Origin of the sequence: Paraliobacillus sp. X-1268, assembly GCF_003426095.1 — a bacterium.
In the GTDB taxonomy this organism is placed as follows: Bacteria; Bacillota; Bacilli; order Bacillales; family Amphibacillaceae; genus Paraliobacillus_A; species Paraliobacillus_A zengyii.
The window spans coordinates 23518-38711 of record NZ_QJSK01000002.1; the positions used below are offsets into that span (position 1 = coordinate 23518).

Consider the following 15194-nt stretch of genomic DNA (forward strand, 5'->3'; position numbering starts at 1 on the left):
AAATTATTAGAACATTAAATTCAACATATTTAAAATTTTAAATTCAAATATTACAGAATAAAAGAATAATTCCAGTAAAAACAGTACTATCTAATTATTTACTTATTATAGAAAAAATTGTTAAAATTAATAATGCCAAGAAAAACATAATATTATATTTGGCAAACCTATTGAAAAATAGGGACGCAAAGCTACGAATCTAAGGTAAAGTAATTTTCTATGATCGTCGGGTTGCACATATTAATGACTATAGTTATTTAATCAAATGACTTGTGTTGTTTTTGTAATGCAACTTAATGACAAGAAGTCGTTAGTTTTTTTGCTCTGTCGAGACGGTTTTGAAAATTGCACTTACTATGAAATGAGAACTTAGGTTTTCGTTTAAGGAGGTGAATGAACAAGATCAACTTATTAAGGCAGAAGTTAAGCCATATGAAAATAGAGTCATGGTGGTAAGGTCAGGGTATGAAAATTTAAAACATTGGAGGGATTTTAATGAAGAATGTAATCACAAAGGTATTTACGCGTTTTTTATTGTATTCTTTTATACTATCTTTGGTGACGGTCGGATTCGCAAATCAGACAGTAAGTGCTGCAAGTCTTTCTATATCTAACAGTGGGGCTTGGTTTGAAACTGCATATGTAGAGTGGTCACCTATAAGTAATGCAGAAGGATATAATGTATATATTAAACCTGCAAGCGCTCCAGATTCTCAATATCAACAAATTGACAATGATTTAATTCGTAACTACGCTTCTTATTGGAGAGCTGACGCCGTAGGTCTTGCAGCTGGAGATTATGTAATGAAAGTGGACGGTTTACTTAAAGATGGCTCTAGTGTAAGCGATTACACAAATACACTTTCCGTAAAGGAACATGACAGATCTGGATTTGCCTTTGCAGGGAACTCACAATATGGCACAGCTTCAGGAGCTTATAATGAGGATGGGACACTTAGGGAAGGAGCTCAAGTTATTTATGTAACATCTGAGACTGCAACAACAGTTAAGCAAGAAGTAATAATCAATAGCTCAGGTGATAAGGAAACGGGAGTTGGTATAGGAGAAATTTTATCATTAAGAAAAAAGGGATATGATAAAACACCACTTGCAATCCGGTTTATTGGCAAAATTACTGATGACAACATGAGTGGACAACTTAATAGTAATGGTTACCTTGAAGTGAAAGGTAATACAAGTTATTCAGAAATGAATATTACTTTAGAAGGTATCGGAGAAGATACGTATGCCTATGGATGGGGAATACTAGCGAGATATACTGGTAATCTAGAAATTAGAAACTTAGGCATGGCTTTATTCCCTGACGATGCAATTTCACTTGATACAGATAATGTGAATGTTTGGGTCCATCATAATGATCTATTCTATGGAACTGCAGGATCAGATTCTGACCAGTCAAAAGGTGATGGTTCAACAGACCTTAAGAAAGGTTCAACAAATATTACAATTTCCCACAATCATTACTGGGATTCAGGAAAATCTTCTCTAGTCGGGTTGAGTGAATCATCAGAGTTCTTTGTAACCTTTCACCATAACTGGTTTGACCATTCAGACTCTCGCCATCCACGTATAAGAGTGGCATCTGTACATGTGTATAATAACTTTTTTGATGGAATCTCGAAATATGGAATTGGGGTGACAACAGGTGGTTCGGCGTTTGTAGAATCCAATTATTTTAGAAATGCAAAATATCCTATGATGAGTTCCTTACAGGGTACTGATACGTTAGGGAGTGGTACATTCTCTGATGAAGATGGAGGAATGATTAAAGCATACAATAATACAATTGTTGATGCTACAAGTTTAATTTACGCAAATTCAAATGAAGGAACAGCTTCAGCTAATACAAGTTCATTTGACGCATACCTAGCATCGTCTAGAAACGAAACGGTACCAAGCACATACAAAACACTAGTAGGGGGAACAACTTATAATAACTTTGATACTAGTATAGATATGGGCGTAAATGTATCGGCTATTGATGAAGTAAGTGCTGTAGAACAAATTGTTAAAGAAGAATCTGGTCGCCTAAATAACGGAGACTTCACATGGGAGTTTAATGATGCAGTTGATGATAAATCATATAAACTTAACTCAGAACTTATGACAAAAATAAAAAATTATACAACAAGCCTTATATCTGTAGGAGGGAATTCAATAGAAATGCCTACAGACCCAACTCCAACAGACCCAACAGATCCCAACCCAACGGAGCCAGTAACTGGAGAGTATTCTCATAATTTCACGACTGATGGAAAGGATAGCGATTTCTTTACGATCGAAGGAAATCTATCATCAAGTAAAGGAACAGTAGAATATAGCGGCTTAACACTAACGCAGAGTCTAAAAATTGAGAGTTCAACAAGGATTGCGTTTACAACTTCAGAAGAGTCAACATTAACTTTAGTGTTTAATACTGGAGATGATGCAGAAATCAAGATAGATGGAATAATTCATCAAATGAGAGATGGAATTGTCATAGTATCACTTAAGTCGGGCGATCATGTTATTACGAAAGATGACGTGGCAAATCTGTATTACATGGACCTACGCTAAAAGTCTACTTATATAAAAAGTTGTCAACTGATATGGTTGGCAACTTTTTTGTCATTAAAAATTAATTAGCGTTAAAAACAGTACAAAAATAAAAATGGTGTAAAAGTCTGTTCCTCTTCTCAATTTATCCCTCATGCATTTTTAAATTAAGATGGAAAGTCCTCAGCATAGTTAAAGTACATATACAGAAGAGAGACACATCTAGCATAGTAAGCTAGTTGTGTCTCTTTTCTTAAAGCCTTTCACAGCTACTTGATTGAAAAGTCAAGCTAGTAAAGTCGCTTAAAGTTATTCTTTTGGATCGTCCTTTTTATCGATTGGAATGAAATCAAATATTTCCTGTGTTTCAAAACTATCGATTAGTCTGTTGAGCCAATCAAAATAACCAAGCCAATTTTGAAGGTTGTTAATGTCATTTTGAGCATGCTCAAAAACTTCTTTAGAAGAATCTGAGTTAGTAAGTAGTTCCTGTAATTCAGTGATCGTTTTTTCGATCGCCGTAGTATTCATCGTAACGGCTGGTCGCCACTTAATATATAAATCTTTCCTCACACCTTTTATCCAAGACTTTTCAACCATATTTAAATCAAGTAAGCTTCTCACCGCAAGACTCATACTTGCTTTCCTCATTCCTAGCTCTTCTTTCATCTCATCAAGTGTAAGGGCTTTATCTGAGAAAAAAAGTAAGCAGTATAACCTTCCAATTGAGTGGGGATATAATGTAGGAAGTCTTAGCAATAAATTAACGAATTTATTTTTTGTAAAGTTTATTTTTATTCTTAATTATTTGAAAATTATAATAATTTTTAACGAAAAGATAAGGTTAAAAGAAAGAACAAATTTAAAGTGGAAAAAACTAGGGATTATTGCGGGTGTATCATTATCTCTTGTAGCTGCAGGTTGCGGACCAGAAAGTTCAGATAACGGTGAAAATGAGACTACAACAAATGTTGGTGAGGAAGTAGATTACACTCTTACAGGCATTGAACCTGGTGCTGGAATTACGCAACAAGCCGATAATGCTTTAACTGAATATGAAAATCTTTCTGGTTGGGAGCATGAAGTATCTTCAACGGCATCTATGTTAACAGCATTAGATAGCGCTATTGAAAATGAGGAGCCAATTGTTGTTGTTGGATGGACACCTCACTACATGTTTTCACAATATGACATAAAGATATTAGAAGATCCAAACGGTGTTTTTGGTGACGTAGAACATATAGCAACAATAGTAAGAGAAGGTCTGGAAGATGATATGCCAGATGCTTATGCCATCCTTGATAGCTTCCACTGGGAACCAGAAGACATTGAAGAGGTCATGCTTGCTGCCCTGGATATAGAATTTGAAGAAGCAGCCCAACAGTGGATAGATGAAAACGAGGATACGGTTAATTCATGGACAGAAGGTACAGAGCCAGTAGATGGTACTCCAATTGAGTTAGCATTAACTCCTTGGGATTCGGAACGTGCTTCCGCCAATGTTGTTAAACTAGTATTAGAACAACAAGGTTATGATGTTACACTTACCCCTGTTGATCCTTCTGTAATGTTTCAAGCAATTGCAACAGGTGATGCTGATGCTTCTGTTGCTCCATGGTTGCCTGCAACTCATGCTTCCTTCTATGAAGAATATGAAGGTGAGTTTGTAGACCTAGGAGAAAACTTAACAGGTGCTAGGAATGGTCTAGTTGTTCCTGCATATATGGACATTGATTCTATTGAAGACCTTGAACCAGCAGAGTAATTACATTTAATAGTTGAATACCATACGAAACTAAAATACCTCCCTTAATTTTAAGGGAGGCATTTGCAATGTCAGAGGAATTTAAAAGAAAAAAGCAAAAAATACATGGATCAACTTGATCCATGCATTTTATAGGTGTTATACTTCAGCGGTTTTACTTGAACGCGTTTGTTTTTGATTAATTAAGCCTTTTAGATAAGGGATTGCATAACGATCTAACCCAAATTTCCCAGCGTTTGCTCCAGCAACAAGAACGAAGATACCTAGAAGGATCATTTGCCCGTTAGTGCTTACTGTGCCACTGAATAAGAATGAGAAGTTCATTATCAGACCCATTAGTACGGCGAAGTTAGTGAATAACCCAAGAATCAGCGCTACCCCAACTAGTACCTCACCCCACATAACTAAGAATGAGAATATCTCTGCATTTGGTAAAGCAACGTTTTCTAAAAATGCTGCCCACCAGCCTTGTACAGTTGGATTTTCACCTGTAGAGTTTGCAATAGCACCTTGTATGAATCCACTAGCATCAAAACCACCGCCGGTAATTTTACCCCATCCACCTGTAATCCAAGAATAACCAATATAAACTCTAATAATTGCTAATACACCACTAATGATATTATTTCTTCTTAAAAGTTCCAACATGATAACCACTCCTAAATTAGTTTTTTTGTTCAACAATTCACATAATGTGATTCAAGATATCTTGTTTGTTTTCTATATTTGTATATTAACATGTTTAAAAAGTATGTAAAATAGTTTTGTTCAATACTTCACAATTAGTTAACAAAATTTTGACAAGTCCGTGAACACTTATTTTATCTATTGACAATCGAGGCTTTGATCATTTAAAAAAGCGTTTTTCCTTTGGAATGATCGATACAATGGACGCGTCACCGACTCACCCCTGTATGCATAGGCTATAGCACAGTTAAACTTTAAGGGGGGAAAGCAAGTGGAATTAACTATTTCCCATTGGATATATGGTTTGTTTACATTATTAATAATTATTACAATGATTTTTCGAAAAGGTGTTGTACTTCCTACAATACTTGGAACGTTTTTGGTCGCATGGATCTATCAAGGAAGTATTGTTGACGGTTTTACTGCGACATTCAATGCGAACCTTGTGGCGGCTAAAGAGTTATTTAATATCTTTCTTATTATTACATTTATGGTTGCTTTGTTGCATTCATTGAAGGATTTAGGTGTAGACATCCGTATGATTAAACCAATTGAAAAATTCATGATTAATGGCCATGTTGCATTTTTTGTTTTAATAGGCGTTACCTATGTTATTTCATTGTTTTTCTGGCCTACACCAGCAGTTCCACTTATATGCGCATTATTAGTTCCAGCTGCAGTTCGTTCGGGATTGCCAGTTATGGTAGCGGCAATGGCTGTTGCTCTTGCGGGGCAAGGTATGGCGTTATCATCAGACTACATTATTCAAGTTGCACCAGGGCTGTCAGCTAAAGCAGCAGGTGTTGAAACATCTAGTTTAGTAGACCAAGCGTTAATTTTATCGTTTATTACCGGGGGAATAGCGATAGTTCTAGCTTATTTCTTTAACAGGAAATCAATGCGGATGAAAAATGATCCCGAAATTGATAAGGAATTAGCAACTATGCAAGGATTAAAAGAGGAAAATACTAAGAAAACGGAAAGTAAGCACCTGCCAATGTGGAGTAAAATATTCGCTGTACTAGTTCCTATTTCAATGCTGATCGTTATGATTTTCATGATATCAACTAAATTAACTGGTGGACGTATGGGAGGATTTGAAGGAGGAGATGGTGCTGCCTTTATAGGTGGAGTAGCTGTAATACTTCTACTGCTTTCTACAGTCGCTTTTGGTCAACATCGAGCTTTAGACTATATTAGTGAGCATATTATTGAAGGCTTTGTGTTTGCATTTAAGGCAATGGGGCCAGTAATTCCAATTGCAGGTTTTTTCTTTTTAGGAAGTTCTGATTTTGCTGGAAGTATCTTATCGATTGGTGATGGTGATCCACCGGCATTACTGTTTGATTTAGTACAATCAAGCCAAAGCTTTTTACCACAAAGTGCGGTTTTAGCAGCATTTAGTGTTTTGGTAATTGGTATTATTACCGGATTGGATGGATCTGGGTTTTCCGGTTTACCCTTAACTGGTGCATTATCCGGAGCGCTTGCAAATGGCTCAATTGACCCTACAACTCTTGCTGCAATTGGTCAAATGGGCTCCATTTGGACTGGGGGAGGAACAATTATTGCATGGTCTTCTCTCGTAGCTGTAGCGGGATTTTGTGGGGTCCCAGTAATGGAGCTAGTGCGAAAAAACTTTGGTCCAGTTATGATAGGTCTGGTAGTGTCAACATTGTTAGCCTTATTAATCTTTTTGTAATAGATGAAAATAGTAAGGAATGAGCTGAACCTAGTATCGCGGGTTCAGCTTTTTGCGCAGGTTGAGCAAAGTGTTGAAGAAATAATTTCAATCTTTATGCTAGAATAGTTAAAACAAATGAATTAAGAAAGAGGAATTAAAATGTTGCAAACTATCTTTCAAGTTGGTATTGTATTTGGTTTACCAATCATAGTGCTATACATAATCATTAAATTTTCAACAAAATCTTTTAAAACTCTAAAAATAGAAATCATAAATACAACGATGCTTTTGTATACAGTTATCTTAGTTTATTTGTTATGGCTTGATCCTGGTTATGTAATGGCTAATCAGTCCTATAATTTTATCCCCTTCAAAACTATTGCATTATATGTTAACCAATTGTTAGAAGGTTTCTTACCTTTACGCATTATTGCGATTAATTTATTAGGAAATATAGTCGTTACTGTCCCAATAGGATTATGGCTTGGCTACAAACGGATCGCAGTAAAGCATGCGATACTGTTTTCTGCAACTGTTCCGGTTATTATGGAAATGGGTCAGTTATTCTTCCATGAAATAGGTTATGTTACACGAACTGTGGATATTGACGATTGGATTTTAAATTTCGTTGGAATTTTTCTTGGTTATTTTATTTTGAAATGGCTAAAAAAACCTTAAAACAATTAACCCAAAATAAGTAAAGGGAGTTGGGAAAACGAATATAGGCCAGAAAAAAGTGATTTTCACCATTGTATTTTTGATAGCTGGTTTTGCTTTGGTTTTCTCTAGTTATCACTTTAAAGTAACGGCTGCAGAATCAGAAAGTACACCACTAACATATAGTACCGTTATCGAAATAGAAGATTGGGGACCAGCGATTACAAAAGTAATTATTAATTTAGGTGCTGAGGTTTCAGCTGATTCAGTTACGGTAGACACTTTTGATGTCAATGTCGTATTAACAGACGATAGAGCGGAACCTTCAACAGTTGCTGAGGGTACTAGAACAGTAACAAGTGCTTATCTTTCTGACGCTGAAGGAATTATAGTAGAAGAAGGAACAAGTAATTATGTGGTTTTAGAAATGGAAATTGGTCCAACGGTTACATTAGGTAACGCAATGAACTATGATTTTGCGACGACGGGTCATAATGACTGGATAGACTACAGTTATACTGTTTCACAACTTGAAGATATCGTGTCAGGTCCGAATACTATTTCTGGTCTAATTATTAATACTTTAGCAAATGAAACTCGCGTTCTAGTTGATCAATTTAACACAGGTGAAGCTATATATGATGACGTTACATTATCTTACGCAAATTATTCACCAGAAAAAGATAATGAACAAAACCCATTATTTATTTGGTTACATGGTGCAGCTGAAGGTGGAACAGATCCAACCGTTGCTATTGGTGGCAACAAAGTAGTTAACTTTATCACAGATAACATTCAAGGAGATCTTGATAACGCGTATGTTTTAGCACCACAAACGCCGACAATGTGGATGGATGATCATACTGAGTTCGGAGACGGTACTTCTATTTATCAAGAAGCATTGATGGCTTTAATTGAAGGTCACATTGCGAAGAATCCTGATATTGATCCTAACAGAATCTATATCGGTGGAGCTTCAAATGGCGGCTACATGACAATGCTTATGCTTCGTGATTATCCAGGTTACTTTGCAGCGGGTATTCCGACATGTGAAGCATTGGATGACGTATTAATTACGGATGCCGATATCGATAATTTAGCTAAAACACCAATTTGGTTTGTTCATGCTAAAAGTGATACAGTTGTTGATCCTAATACAACAGTTGTTCCAACATATGATCGATTAGTAGCAACTGGTGCAGATGTTCACCTAAGTTTATATGAAAATGTTGTTGATCAAACGGGATTGTACACTGATGAAAATGGTAATCCATATGATTACCAGGGCCACTTTTCATGGATCCATGTTTATAACAATGATCCAACAACAGAAATTGATGGGAAAACAACAACAATAATGGAATGGCTTGGTAACCAAATGCTTGTAACGAATAAAGATGATAGAGATAAAGCAGAGAAATCCGGAAATGAATTACCAGACACAGCAACAAGTACATTTAATTACCTATTGCTAGGTGTGTTAGTGATAATGATAGCTGGAATGTTAATAATTGTGCAAAAGCGAAAACGAGAATTAAATAATAAAAATTAAGACTGTATTCTTAACAAATAAGAGGCTGTTTCATTAAATTGAAGCAGTCTCTTAAAATTTACTATCATAGAAAAAAAGTACTATATAAAAGATCATCAGTTGAGAGTCTATTTTGAATAAATCTGCTGATCTTCGGACTAACTTGATTTTAAATATTCTGTTAAATTTTCATTGACAATATGGGATAGTGTGTATATCATTAACAATGATAATCATTATCAGTTAACTTAAGTAACTCCTAATTAAGAATTACCCGTTACTGCTGATCTTGTGGCTTGTAAGATAACTAGAGTAACAATGCACGTTAACATAGAGAAAACCCGAATGGATAATAATACTTGGGTAGAAAACAAAGCTCTTATATAGTACATAATAGTTTATGTCAGTAAAGGTGTCAGCGAAATTTTCAAAATCAAAACAGGATAAGGATGGATATGCAAATGAATACAAAACGAAAAACGTCAATAACAACTTTATTTCTTTCGGCTATGAGTATGTTACTACTATTTGGCTGCTCAACTGAAGACTCCAATTCAACACAAACGGAGAGTGCTTCGGCTAATACAGAAGAGACCTCAGAATACCCGATTGTAATTGAACATGCTTTTGGCGAAACAGTAATTGAAAGTAAACCTGAACGCGTTGCTACTATTCAATGGGGTAATCATGATGTTGCTCTTGATCTGGGCGTTGTACCTGTCGGATTCTCAGCGGCAAATTACGGTGTTCAAGATGACAGTGGCATGTTGCCTTGGACTGCTGAAAAACTTGAGGAACTTGGCGAAGATGACCCTAATATTTATCAAGATACAGACGGCCTGGATTTTGAGGCAATTTCAGATTCAAACCCTGATGTAATTCTTGCGGGTTATTCCGGTATCACACAGGAAGACTACGATATTCTAAGTGAAATTGCTCCAGTTGTAGCTTATGAGACAGATCCATGGATTACTACATGGCGCGAGCAAGTAATGTTAAATGCAACAGGTATGGGGATGAAAGAAGAAGGTGAACAACTTATTGAGGATACAGAAAATTTAATTCAGGAAAAAGCAAGTGAATATCCTGAAATAGAAGGTTTAAAAGCTGTTTTTATCGCCTTCACGCCTGGTGACTTGTCTGAATTATTTGTGTATACACCTGCAGATCCTCGTGCTGAGTTCCTGATTGAGCTAGGAATGGAGTATCCTGAAAGTGTATTGAATGCGATTGAGGATCCAGATAGTTTCTATTTGACAGTAAGCGCTGAGAACGCAGACATCCTGAACGATGCTGATATATTAGTTACTTATGGTGATGAATCCTATAAAGCAATACAAGACGATCCACTTCTTGGGAAAATCCCGGCAATTGAAAGAGACTCTGTTGCATTTATTGGTGATAATACGGCTTTAGCGGCAGCTGGTACCCCAACACCGCTTTCTATTGCTTATACTATTGATGAGTACCTAGAATTAATTGGGGGAGCTATAGAAAAGATCGATGAGTAGTTTAGTAGATTCAAAAAAGAAATGGCTTAACCCGCATGTTCCGCGACATTTCAAAGCATTACTGGTAATCTCTATTGTGTTGTTGACTTTATGCGTGATAGCCTCACTGGTCTTGGGTTCTCGACCAGTGGGGTTTAATGAATTAATAGATGGTTTATTTCACAAAAATGTAGATTCCTATGGGGCAAACGTAGTTCGTAAGAGGATTTCACGAACCATTTTTAGCCTATTTTGTGGTGCTGCACTCGGCGTTTCCGGAGCACTTATGCAAGCAGTAACTCGAAATCCGATCGCAGATCCAAGTATACTCGGAGTGAACACAGGTGCATCATTGTTTGTTGTTTGCGGCATTGCCTTCTTAAACATAACTACAGCAAATCAATACATATGGCTAGCTTTAGCTGGGGCTGCAATTACGGCCGTCTTTGTGTTTGGAATCGGTTCTATGGGGCGTGGCGGAGCCACTCCCCTTAAACTTGTTCTAGCGGGAGCTGCAACGAGCGCAGCCCTTTCTTCGTTGATTACTGCCATCATGATTTCTCGGACTAATGTCATGGATGAATTCAGATTTTGGCAAGTGGGTAGCGTTGGTGCAGCAAACTGGAGTTCTATAGCTACTTTCGCTCCGTTTTTGGTAATCGGAATAGTAATAGCGATTATTACTGCTCCTGCGCTAAATGCGCTGGCACTCGGAGACGAATTGGCGAGTGGATTGGGCGTTCGAACAGGAACATTAAGGCTTATTGCAGCTGTTGCAGCTGTTCTTTTGTGCGGGGCTACTACTGCACTAGCAGGGCCGATTGGTTTTATCGGACTTTTATCAGCTCACACCATACGCCTTACGCTTGGTCCAGATCTGCGTTACGTTATACCCTTGTCAGCAATTTCAGGGGCAGTCATTTTGACAGTATCAGATGTAACAGGGAGGCTCATTGGTAACCCTGGAGAGCTTGAAGTCGGTGTAGTTACAGCGTTTATAGGAGCGCCGTTATTAATAATATTAGCCATGAGATTGAAAGTGCGATCATTATGAAAAATAATAATTCAATTAAATATATTATGGCAGGTAGACGTCAAAGACGCCGCCGCTGGATACTTGTAACCGGTTTTCTAGTGTTACTTTCAATGATTCTATGCTGTGCCATGCTGATACTCGGAAACACCATTTATCCTATTGATGTTGTAGTTCGAACACTTTTGGGAGAGCAAACGCAAGGTGCATCTTTTGCAATTAATACGATACGTCTACCGAGAATGCTGGCAGGTCTTTTTGCTGGATTTGCTTTTGGCGTTGCTGGAAATACATTTCAAACGATGTTGCGTAACCCTCTTGCAAGTCCGGATGTAATAGGTATTACCTCCGGTTCAAGCGCAGCGGCAGTTTTTTGCATCATCATTCTTCAAACAAGCGGTGCTATTGTTTCTATTGCTACAGTGCTCGCTGGTCTTGCTACAGTCTTAGTGATTTATATATTATCTAGAGGAAAGTCATTTTCAGTAGGTCGAATAATCCTTATTGGTATTGGCGTACAGGCTATGCTTAATGCAGTGGTATCATACCTGATGCTTGTTGGAGCAGAACAAGATCTACCCGCAGCGATTAGATGGCTTAGCGGGAGCCTTAATGGTTCTCAAATGCACGAACTTCCGCCCCTTATTATTACGGTTCTGATCTTTGCACCTATCATTATAGTGCTAAGAAAAAATCTAAGCATGTTGGAGCTCGGAGAACAATCTGCGACTTCTCTTGGAGTTCATACAGATAAGACTCGAATTGCACTTATTGTTAGTTCCGTCTGTATGATTGCTCTGGCTACTGCTACTACTGGTCCGATCGCATTTGTCGCTTTCCTATCAGGACCAATCGCAAAAAGACTAGTCGGAGTTGGTTTTTCGAACGTAATTCCGGCGGGTCTAGTTGGTGTGAACTTAGTTTTGCTAGCAGATCTAATCGGTCAATTTGCGTTTGAAGTCAGATATCCTGTCGGTATTGTAACGGGAATACTTGGAGCGCCATATCTGCTCTACTTGCTAATCCGAATGAATCGAAAAGGAGATTTATAATGAAACCGACACATGTTTTCAAAGGTGAAGAAATCGTTGCAGGCTATGATAATAAAGCAGTTATCCAAGGAATAAGTCTTGTCATTCCCAGTAATAAAATTAGTGTTATTATTGGGGCAAATGCCTGTGGAAAGTCTACACTTCTTAAAACAATGGCCAGACTTATCAAACCTATATCAGGTAAATTGACCCTTGATGAAAAGTCACTAAGCAAAATCCCTACTAAAGAATTAGCTCGTACTATAGGGCTTCTTCCACAATCTCCTATTGTCCCAGAAGGAATAACTGTCGCAGATTTAGTTGGACGAGGAAGGTTTCCACATCAATCCCTGTTTAGTGGATGGAAAAAAAAGGATTATGAGGCAGTAGCTGAAGCTATGGAAATCATGAATATTACTGAACTTGCCAATCATCACATTGACGAACTTTCAGGTGGTCAGAGACAGCGTGTTTGGATAGCAATGGCTCTGGCTCAACAAACTGATATTCTATTTCTCGACGAACCGACTACCTTCTTAGATATCACCTATCAAGTAGAAATTCTGGACCTGCTGACAGACCTTAACCAAAAACATGGTACCACGATTGTAATGGTACTTCATGATATTAATTTGTCCGCGAGATATGCAGACAATATTTTTGCACTACATCAAGGAAAGCTTGTATCTGAAGGTGCTCCATCACATGTTATTACAAGTACATTGATTAAAGATATTTTTGATCTATATTGCACGGTGATAATAGACCCAGTTTCAGGCTCTCCTTTTGTGGTACCGATTGGACGACATCATGTTGATAGAATTGGTTGTGAAGAGTTGTCTGCATTCAACAACTGATTTCATTTGTTTATTAGTAAAAATAAGGAATATTAACCGTATCAATATTTTAACAACGTGATGTTAAATTCTATTTGAAAGTGCCAATCTTCTATATTAATAGAAATTGGCACTTTTTTATCAGCTATTTTCCTCCGTCTTATGATTTAAAAAACTCAATTTTGATACAAATCAAATAGACAGGAAGGTCTCATCCCTAAGACGTATCGGGGTTATATCATGATATAATTGACAGAGGTATTTTATTTAAAAATTTTTTCTTCACAACCTATGAACCTCATAGGTGGACATCTGGTTTCCAGAAATGAAATGAAAATGTTCGATTAAGTAGTGGTTTATTAAAGGATGTCATTAACCGGGAGGATTATATGAATAAAGGAAAACATCCAATTGTTATTGCAATTGCTTCGGTTTCTGGTGGTGGTAAGACAACAATAGTGTCACACTTGAATAGCAGTTTACCAAATGTTAAAGCACTCTTTTTTGATGACTACGAGTTCGATGGTCCTGATGACTTTATAGAATGGATGAATAATGGATGTAATCCTAATGAGTGGAATTTGTCACCTCTAATTAAGGATTTAAAGACGTTACTTATGGAACCATTGGATTACATTTTGCTCGATTTCCCTTATGCTTATAAGCACTCTAAAACAAGTGAATATATTGATTTCGCCGTGTTTATTGATACGCCATTAGATATTGCAATGGCACGCAGAGTAACTAGGGATTTTAAAGATAGTTCTGTTAAAAACATTTTGATGGATATGAATAATTATATTAGAAGAGGAAGAATAGGTTATCTAAATATGCTAGAAACGATAAAACCGAATTCTGAGTTTATTGTGGATGGGACTTTGTCTATATCTGAAATTGTAAACAGTATTACTCTAAAGTTAAAAGAAAAGAAAAGGAAATAAATGAAAAACTGGATTCCTACAATCATTTAATAAAGGACACACAAAACTAGCTGAAATATAAGGAGAATGAATATGCTACATACATTATCTTTTATTGGCGACAGATTAGAAAGGAGGAATATTACATGGGGAGTTGGGGGATCACTTCTGCTTAGCTTTTATAAAATAATTGATAAACCCAATGATATAGATATTTTGGTGGATGAAACAAATGTAATAAGATTAAATGAAGTCATGTTATCTATGGGGAAACCGAAAGAAGCATTAAATTTAAACCCTTATCATACAAAGGATTTCTCGAAATATAAAATTAACGGTGTTGATATTGATGTCATGGGTGGATTCGCAATAAAACATGAGAAAGGGATTTATAAACTATCACTGAACCAGGATTCTATTGTTACCCATAAAAACATAAATGGAGTAGACATTCCTTTATGTTCACTCGAAGATTGGTATATTCTATACTGGTTAATTCCAAATAAACAGGAAAAAGCATTGCTCATTGAACGTTATTTAAGAAATAATGGCGTAGCATATCCACAATTGTTAGAAGAAGCACTGAAACAGCCATTGCCAATTGAAGTGAAGGACAGCGTTACAAAATTATTAATCTAATAGGAAGCTTTAGAAAAAAGGAGGAAGGTAGATGAAGACTTATAATAAACTTGTTCGAGATAAAATCCCAGACTTAATCAGTCGAAATGGCCAAATGTGTAAAGTCAAAAAGCTAAATCAAGTAGAATATTATAGAGAACTTAGAACAAAGCTTAAAGAAGAATTGAACGAATATCTAGAGACGGAAAATGACGAAGAAGCAATTGAAGAGCTTTCTGATGTTCTCGAAATTATACATGCCTTATCGAAAATTCACGGAAAAGAGTTCAAAGATATTGAAAGAATAAGGCAAAAGAAACTTGAAGAACGAGGTGGGTTTAATGAACAAATATATCTAATTAATGTCGAGGAGTTGAGTTAAGTCA

At 36.7% G+C, this 15194-nt stretch carries 14 protein-coding genes and 1 riboswitch; of the genes, 12 read left to right on the forward strand and 2 right to left on the reverse strand.

Going from position 1 to position 15194, the window contains the following annotated elements; genetic code table 11:
* Positions 1 to 150: 150 nt before the first annotated feature.
* A riboswitch (cyclic di-GMP riboswitch) is annotated at positions 151 to 239 on the forward strand.
* A gap of 256 nt (positions 240 to 495) precedes the next feature.
* Positions 496 to 2577, forward strand: a complete 2082-nt coding sequence (locus tag D2K62_RS04785; protein WP_117161015.1) for a pectate lyase family protein — start codon at positions 496 to 498, stop codon at positions 2575 to 2577.
* A gap of 288 nt (positions 2578 to 2865) precedes the next feature.
* Here the strand turns inward: D2K62_RS04785 and D2K62_RS04790 are convergent, their stop codons facing one another.
* Positions 2866 to 3207 (reverse strand): hypothetical protein, encoded by a 342-nt coding sequence (locus D2K62_RS04790; protein ID WP_117161016.1) that lies wholly within the window; start codon positions 3205 to 3207, stop codon positions 2866 to 2868.
* Between the two features lie 157 nt (positions 3208 to 3364).
* On the opposite strand from D2K62_RS04790, the gene D2K62_RS04795 reads away from it, so the two are divergent.
* Positions 3365 to 4321: a glycine betaine ABC transporter substrate-binding protein gene (locus D2K62_RS04795; RefSeq protein ID WP_232827964.1), complete on the forward strand. Its 957-nt coding sequence runs from the start codon at positions 3365 to 3367 to the stop codon at positions 4319 to 4321.
* A 138-nt stretch (positions 4322 to 4459) separates the two neighbouring features.
* On the opposite strand, the gene D2K62_RS04800 is transcribed toward D2K62_RS04795, so the two are convergent.
* Complete coding sequence (locus D2K62_RS04800) at positions 4460 to 4969, reverse strand: DoxX family protein (protein ID WP_117161017.1); 510 nt, start codon at positions 4967 to 4969, stop codon at positions 4460 to 4462.
* 310 nt (positions 4970 to 5279) lie between these two features.
* Between D2K62_RS04800 and D2K62_RS04805 the strand changes: the two genes are divergently transcribed.
* The 10 genes from D2K62_RS04805 (at position 5280) to D2K62_RS04850 (ending at position 15190) form a co-directional block, all read left to right on the forward strand.
* Positions 5280 to 6710: a hypothetical protein gene (locus tag D2K62_RS04805; protein ID WP_117161018.1), complete on the forward strand. Its 1431-nt coding sequence runs from the start codon at positions 5280 to 5282 to the stop codon at positions 6708 to 6710.
* Between the two features lie 141 nt (positions 6711 to 6851).
* On the forward strand, positions 6852 to 7370 hold the full coding sequence (locus D2K62_RS04810; RefSeq protein ID WP_112182507.1) for a VanZ family protein: 519 nt from the start codon (positions 6852 to 6854) through the stop codon (positions 7368 to 7370).
* A 58-nt stretch (positions 7371 to 7428) separates the two neighbouring features.
* The gene (locus tag D2K62_RS04815; RefSeq protein WP_232827965.1) at positions 7429 to 8901 is read left to right on the forward strand and encodes a prolyl oligopeptidase family serine peptidase; all 1473 of its coding nucleotides are present in this window, start codon (positions 7429 to 7431) and stop codon (positions 8899 to 8901) included.
* Between the two features lie 440 nt (positions 8902 to 9341).
* Positions 9342 to 10391 (forward strand): iron-siderophore ABC transporter substrate-binding protein, encoded by a 1050-nt coding sequence (locus tag D2K62_RS04820; protein WP_198671273.1) that lies wholly within the window; start codon positions 9342 to 9344, stop codon positions 10389 to 10391.
* Positions 10384 to 11424 carry a FecCD family ABC transporter permease gene (locus D2K62_RS04825; protein WP_112182504.1) on the forward strand — a complete coding sequence of 347 codons (1041 nt, stop codon included), beginning with the start codon at positions 10384 to 10386 and terminating at the stop codon, positions 11422 to 11424. Before D2K62_RS04820 ends, D2K62_RS04825 begins: the two co-directional genes overlap by 8 nt.
* Positions 11421 to 12455 (forward strand): FecCD family ABC transporter permease, encoded by a 1035-nt coding sequence (locus D2K62_RS04830; RefSeq protein ID WP_117161020.1) that lies wholly within the window; start codon positions 11421 to 11423, stop codon positions 12453 to 12455. The genes D2K62_RS04825 and D2K62_RS04830 overlap by 4 nt, the downstream gene beginning before the upstream one ends.
* Positions 12455 to 13291, forward strand: a complete 837-nt coding sequence (locus D2K62_RS04835; protein ID WP_112182502.1) for an ABC transporter ATP-binding protein — start codon at positions 12455 to 12457, stop codon at positions 13289 to 13291. Before D2K62_RS04830 ends, D2K62_RS04835 begins: the two co-directional genes overlap by 1 nt.
* A gap of 368 nt (positions 13292 to 13659) precedes the next feature.
* A complete protein-coding gene (locus tag D2K62_RS04840; protein WP_117161021.1) occupies positions 13660 to 14211 on the forward strand; it encodes a nucleoside/nucleotide kinase family protein in 552 nt (183 codons plus the stop codon).
* A 72-nt stretch (positions 14212 to 14283) separates the two neighbouring features.
* Entirely contained in the window at positions 14284 to 14829 is a 546-nt protein-coding gene (locus D2K62_RS04845) for a nucleotidyltransferase family protein (protein ID WP_232827966.1), read from the forward strand.
* 31 nt (positions 14830 to 14860) lie between these two features.
* Entirely contained in the window at positions 14861 to 15190 is a 330-nt protein-coding gene (locus D2K62_RS04850) for a nucleoside triphosphate pyrophosphohydrolase (RefSeq protein ID WP_117161023.1), read from the forward strand.
* Positions 15191 to 15194 lie beyond the last annotated feature (4 nt).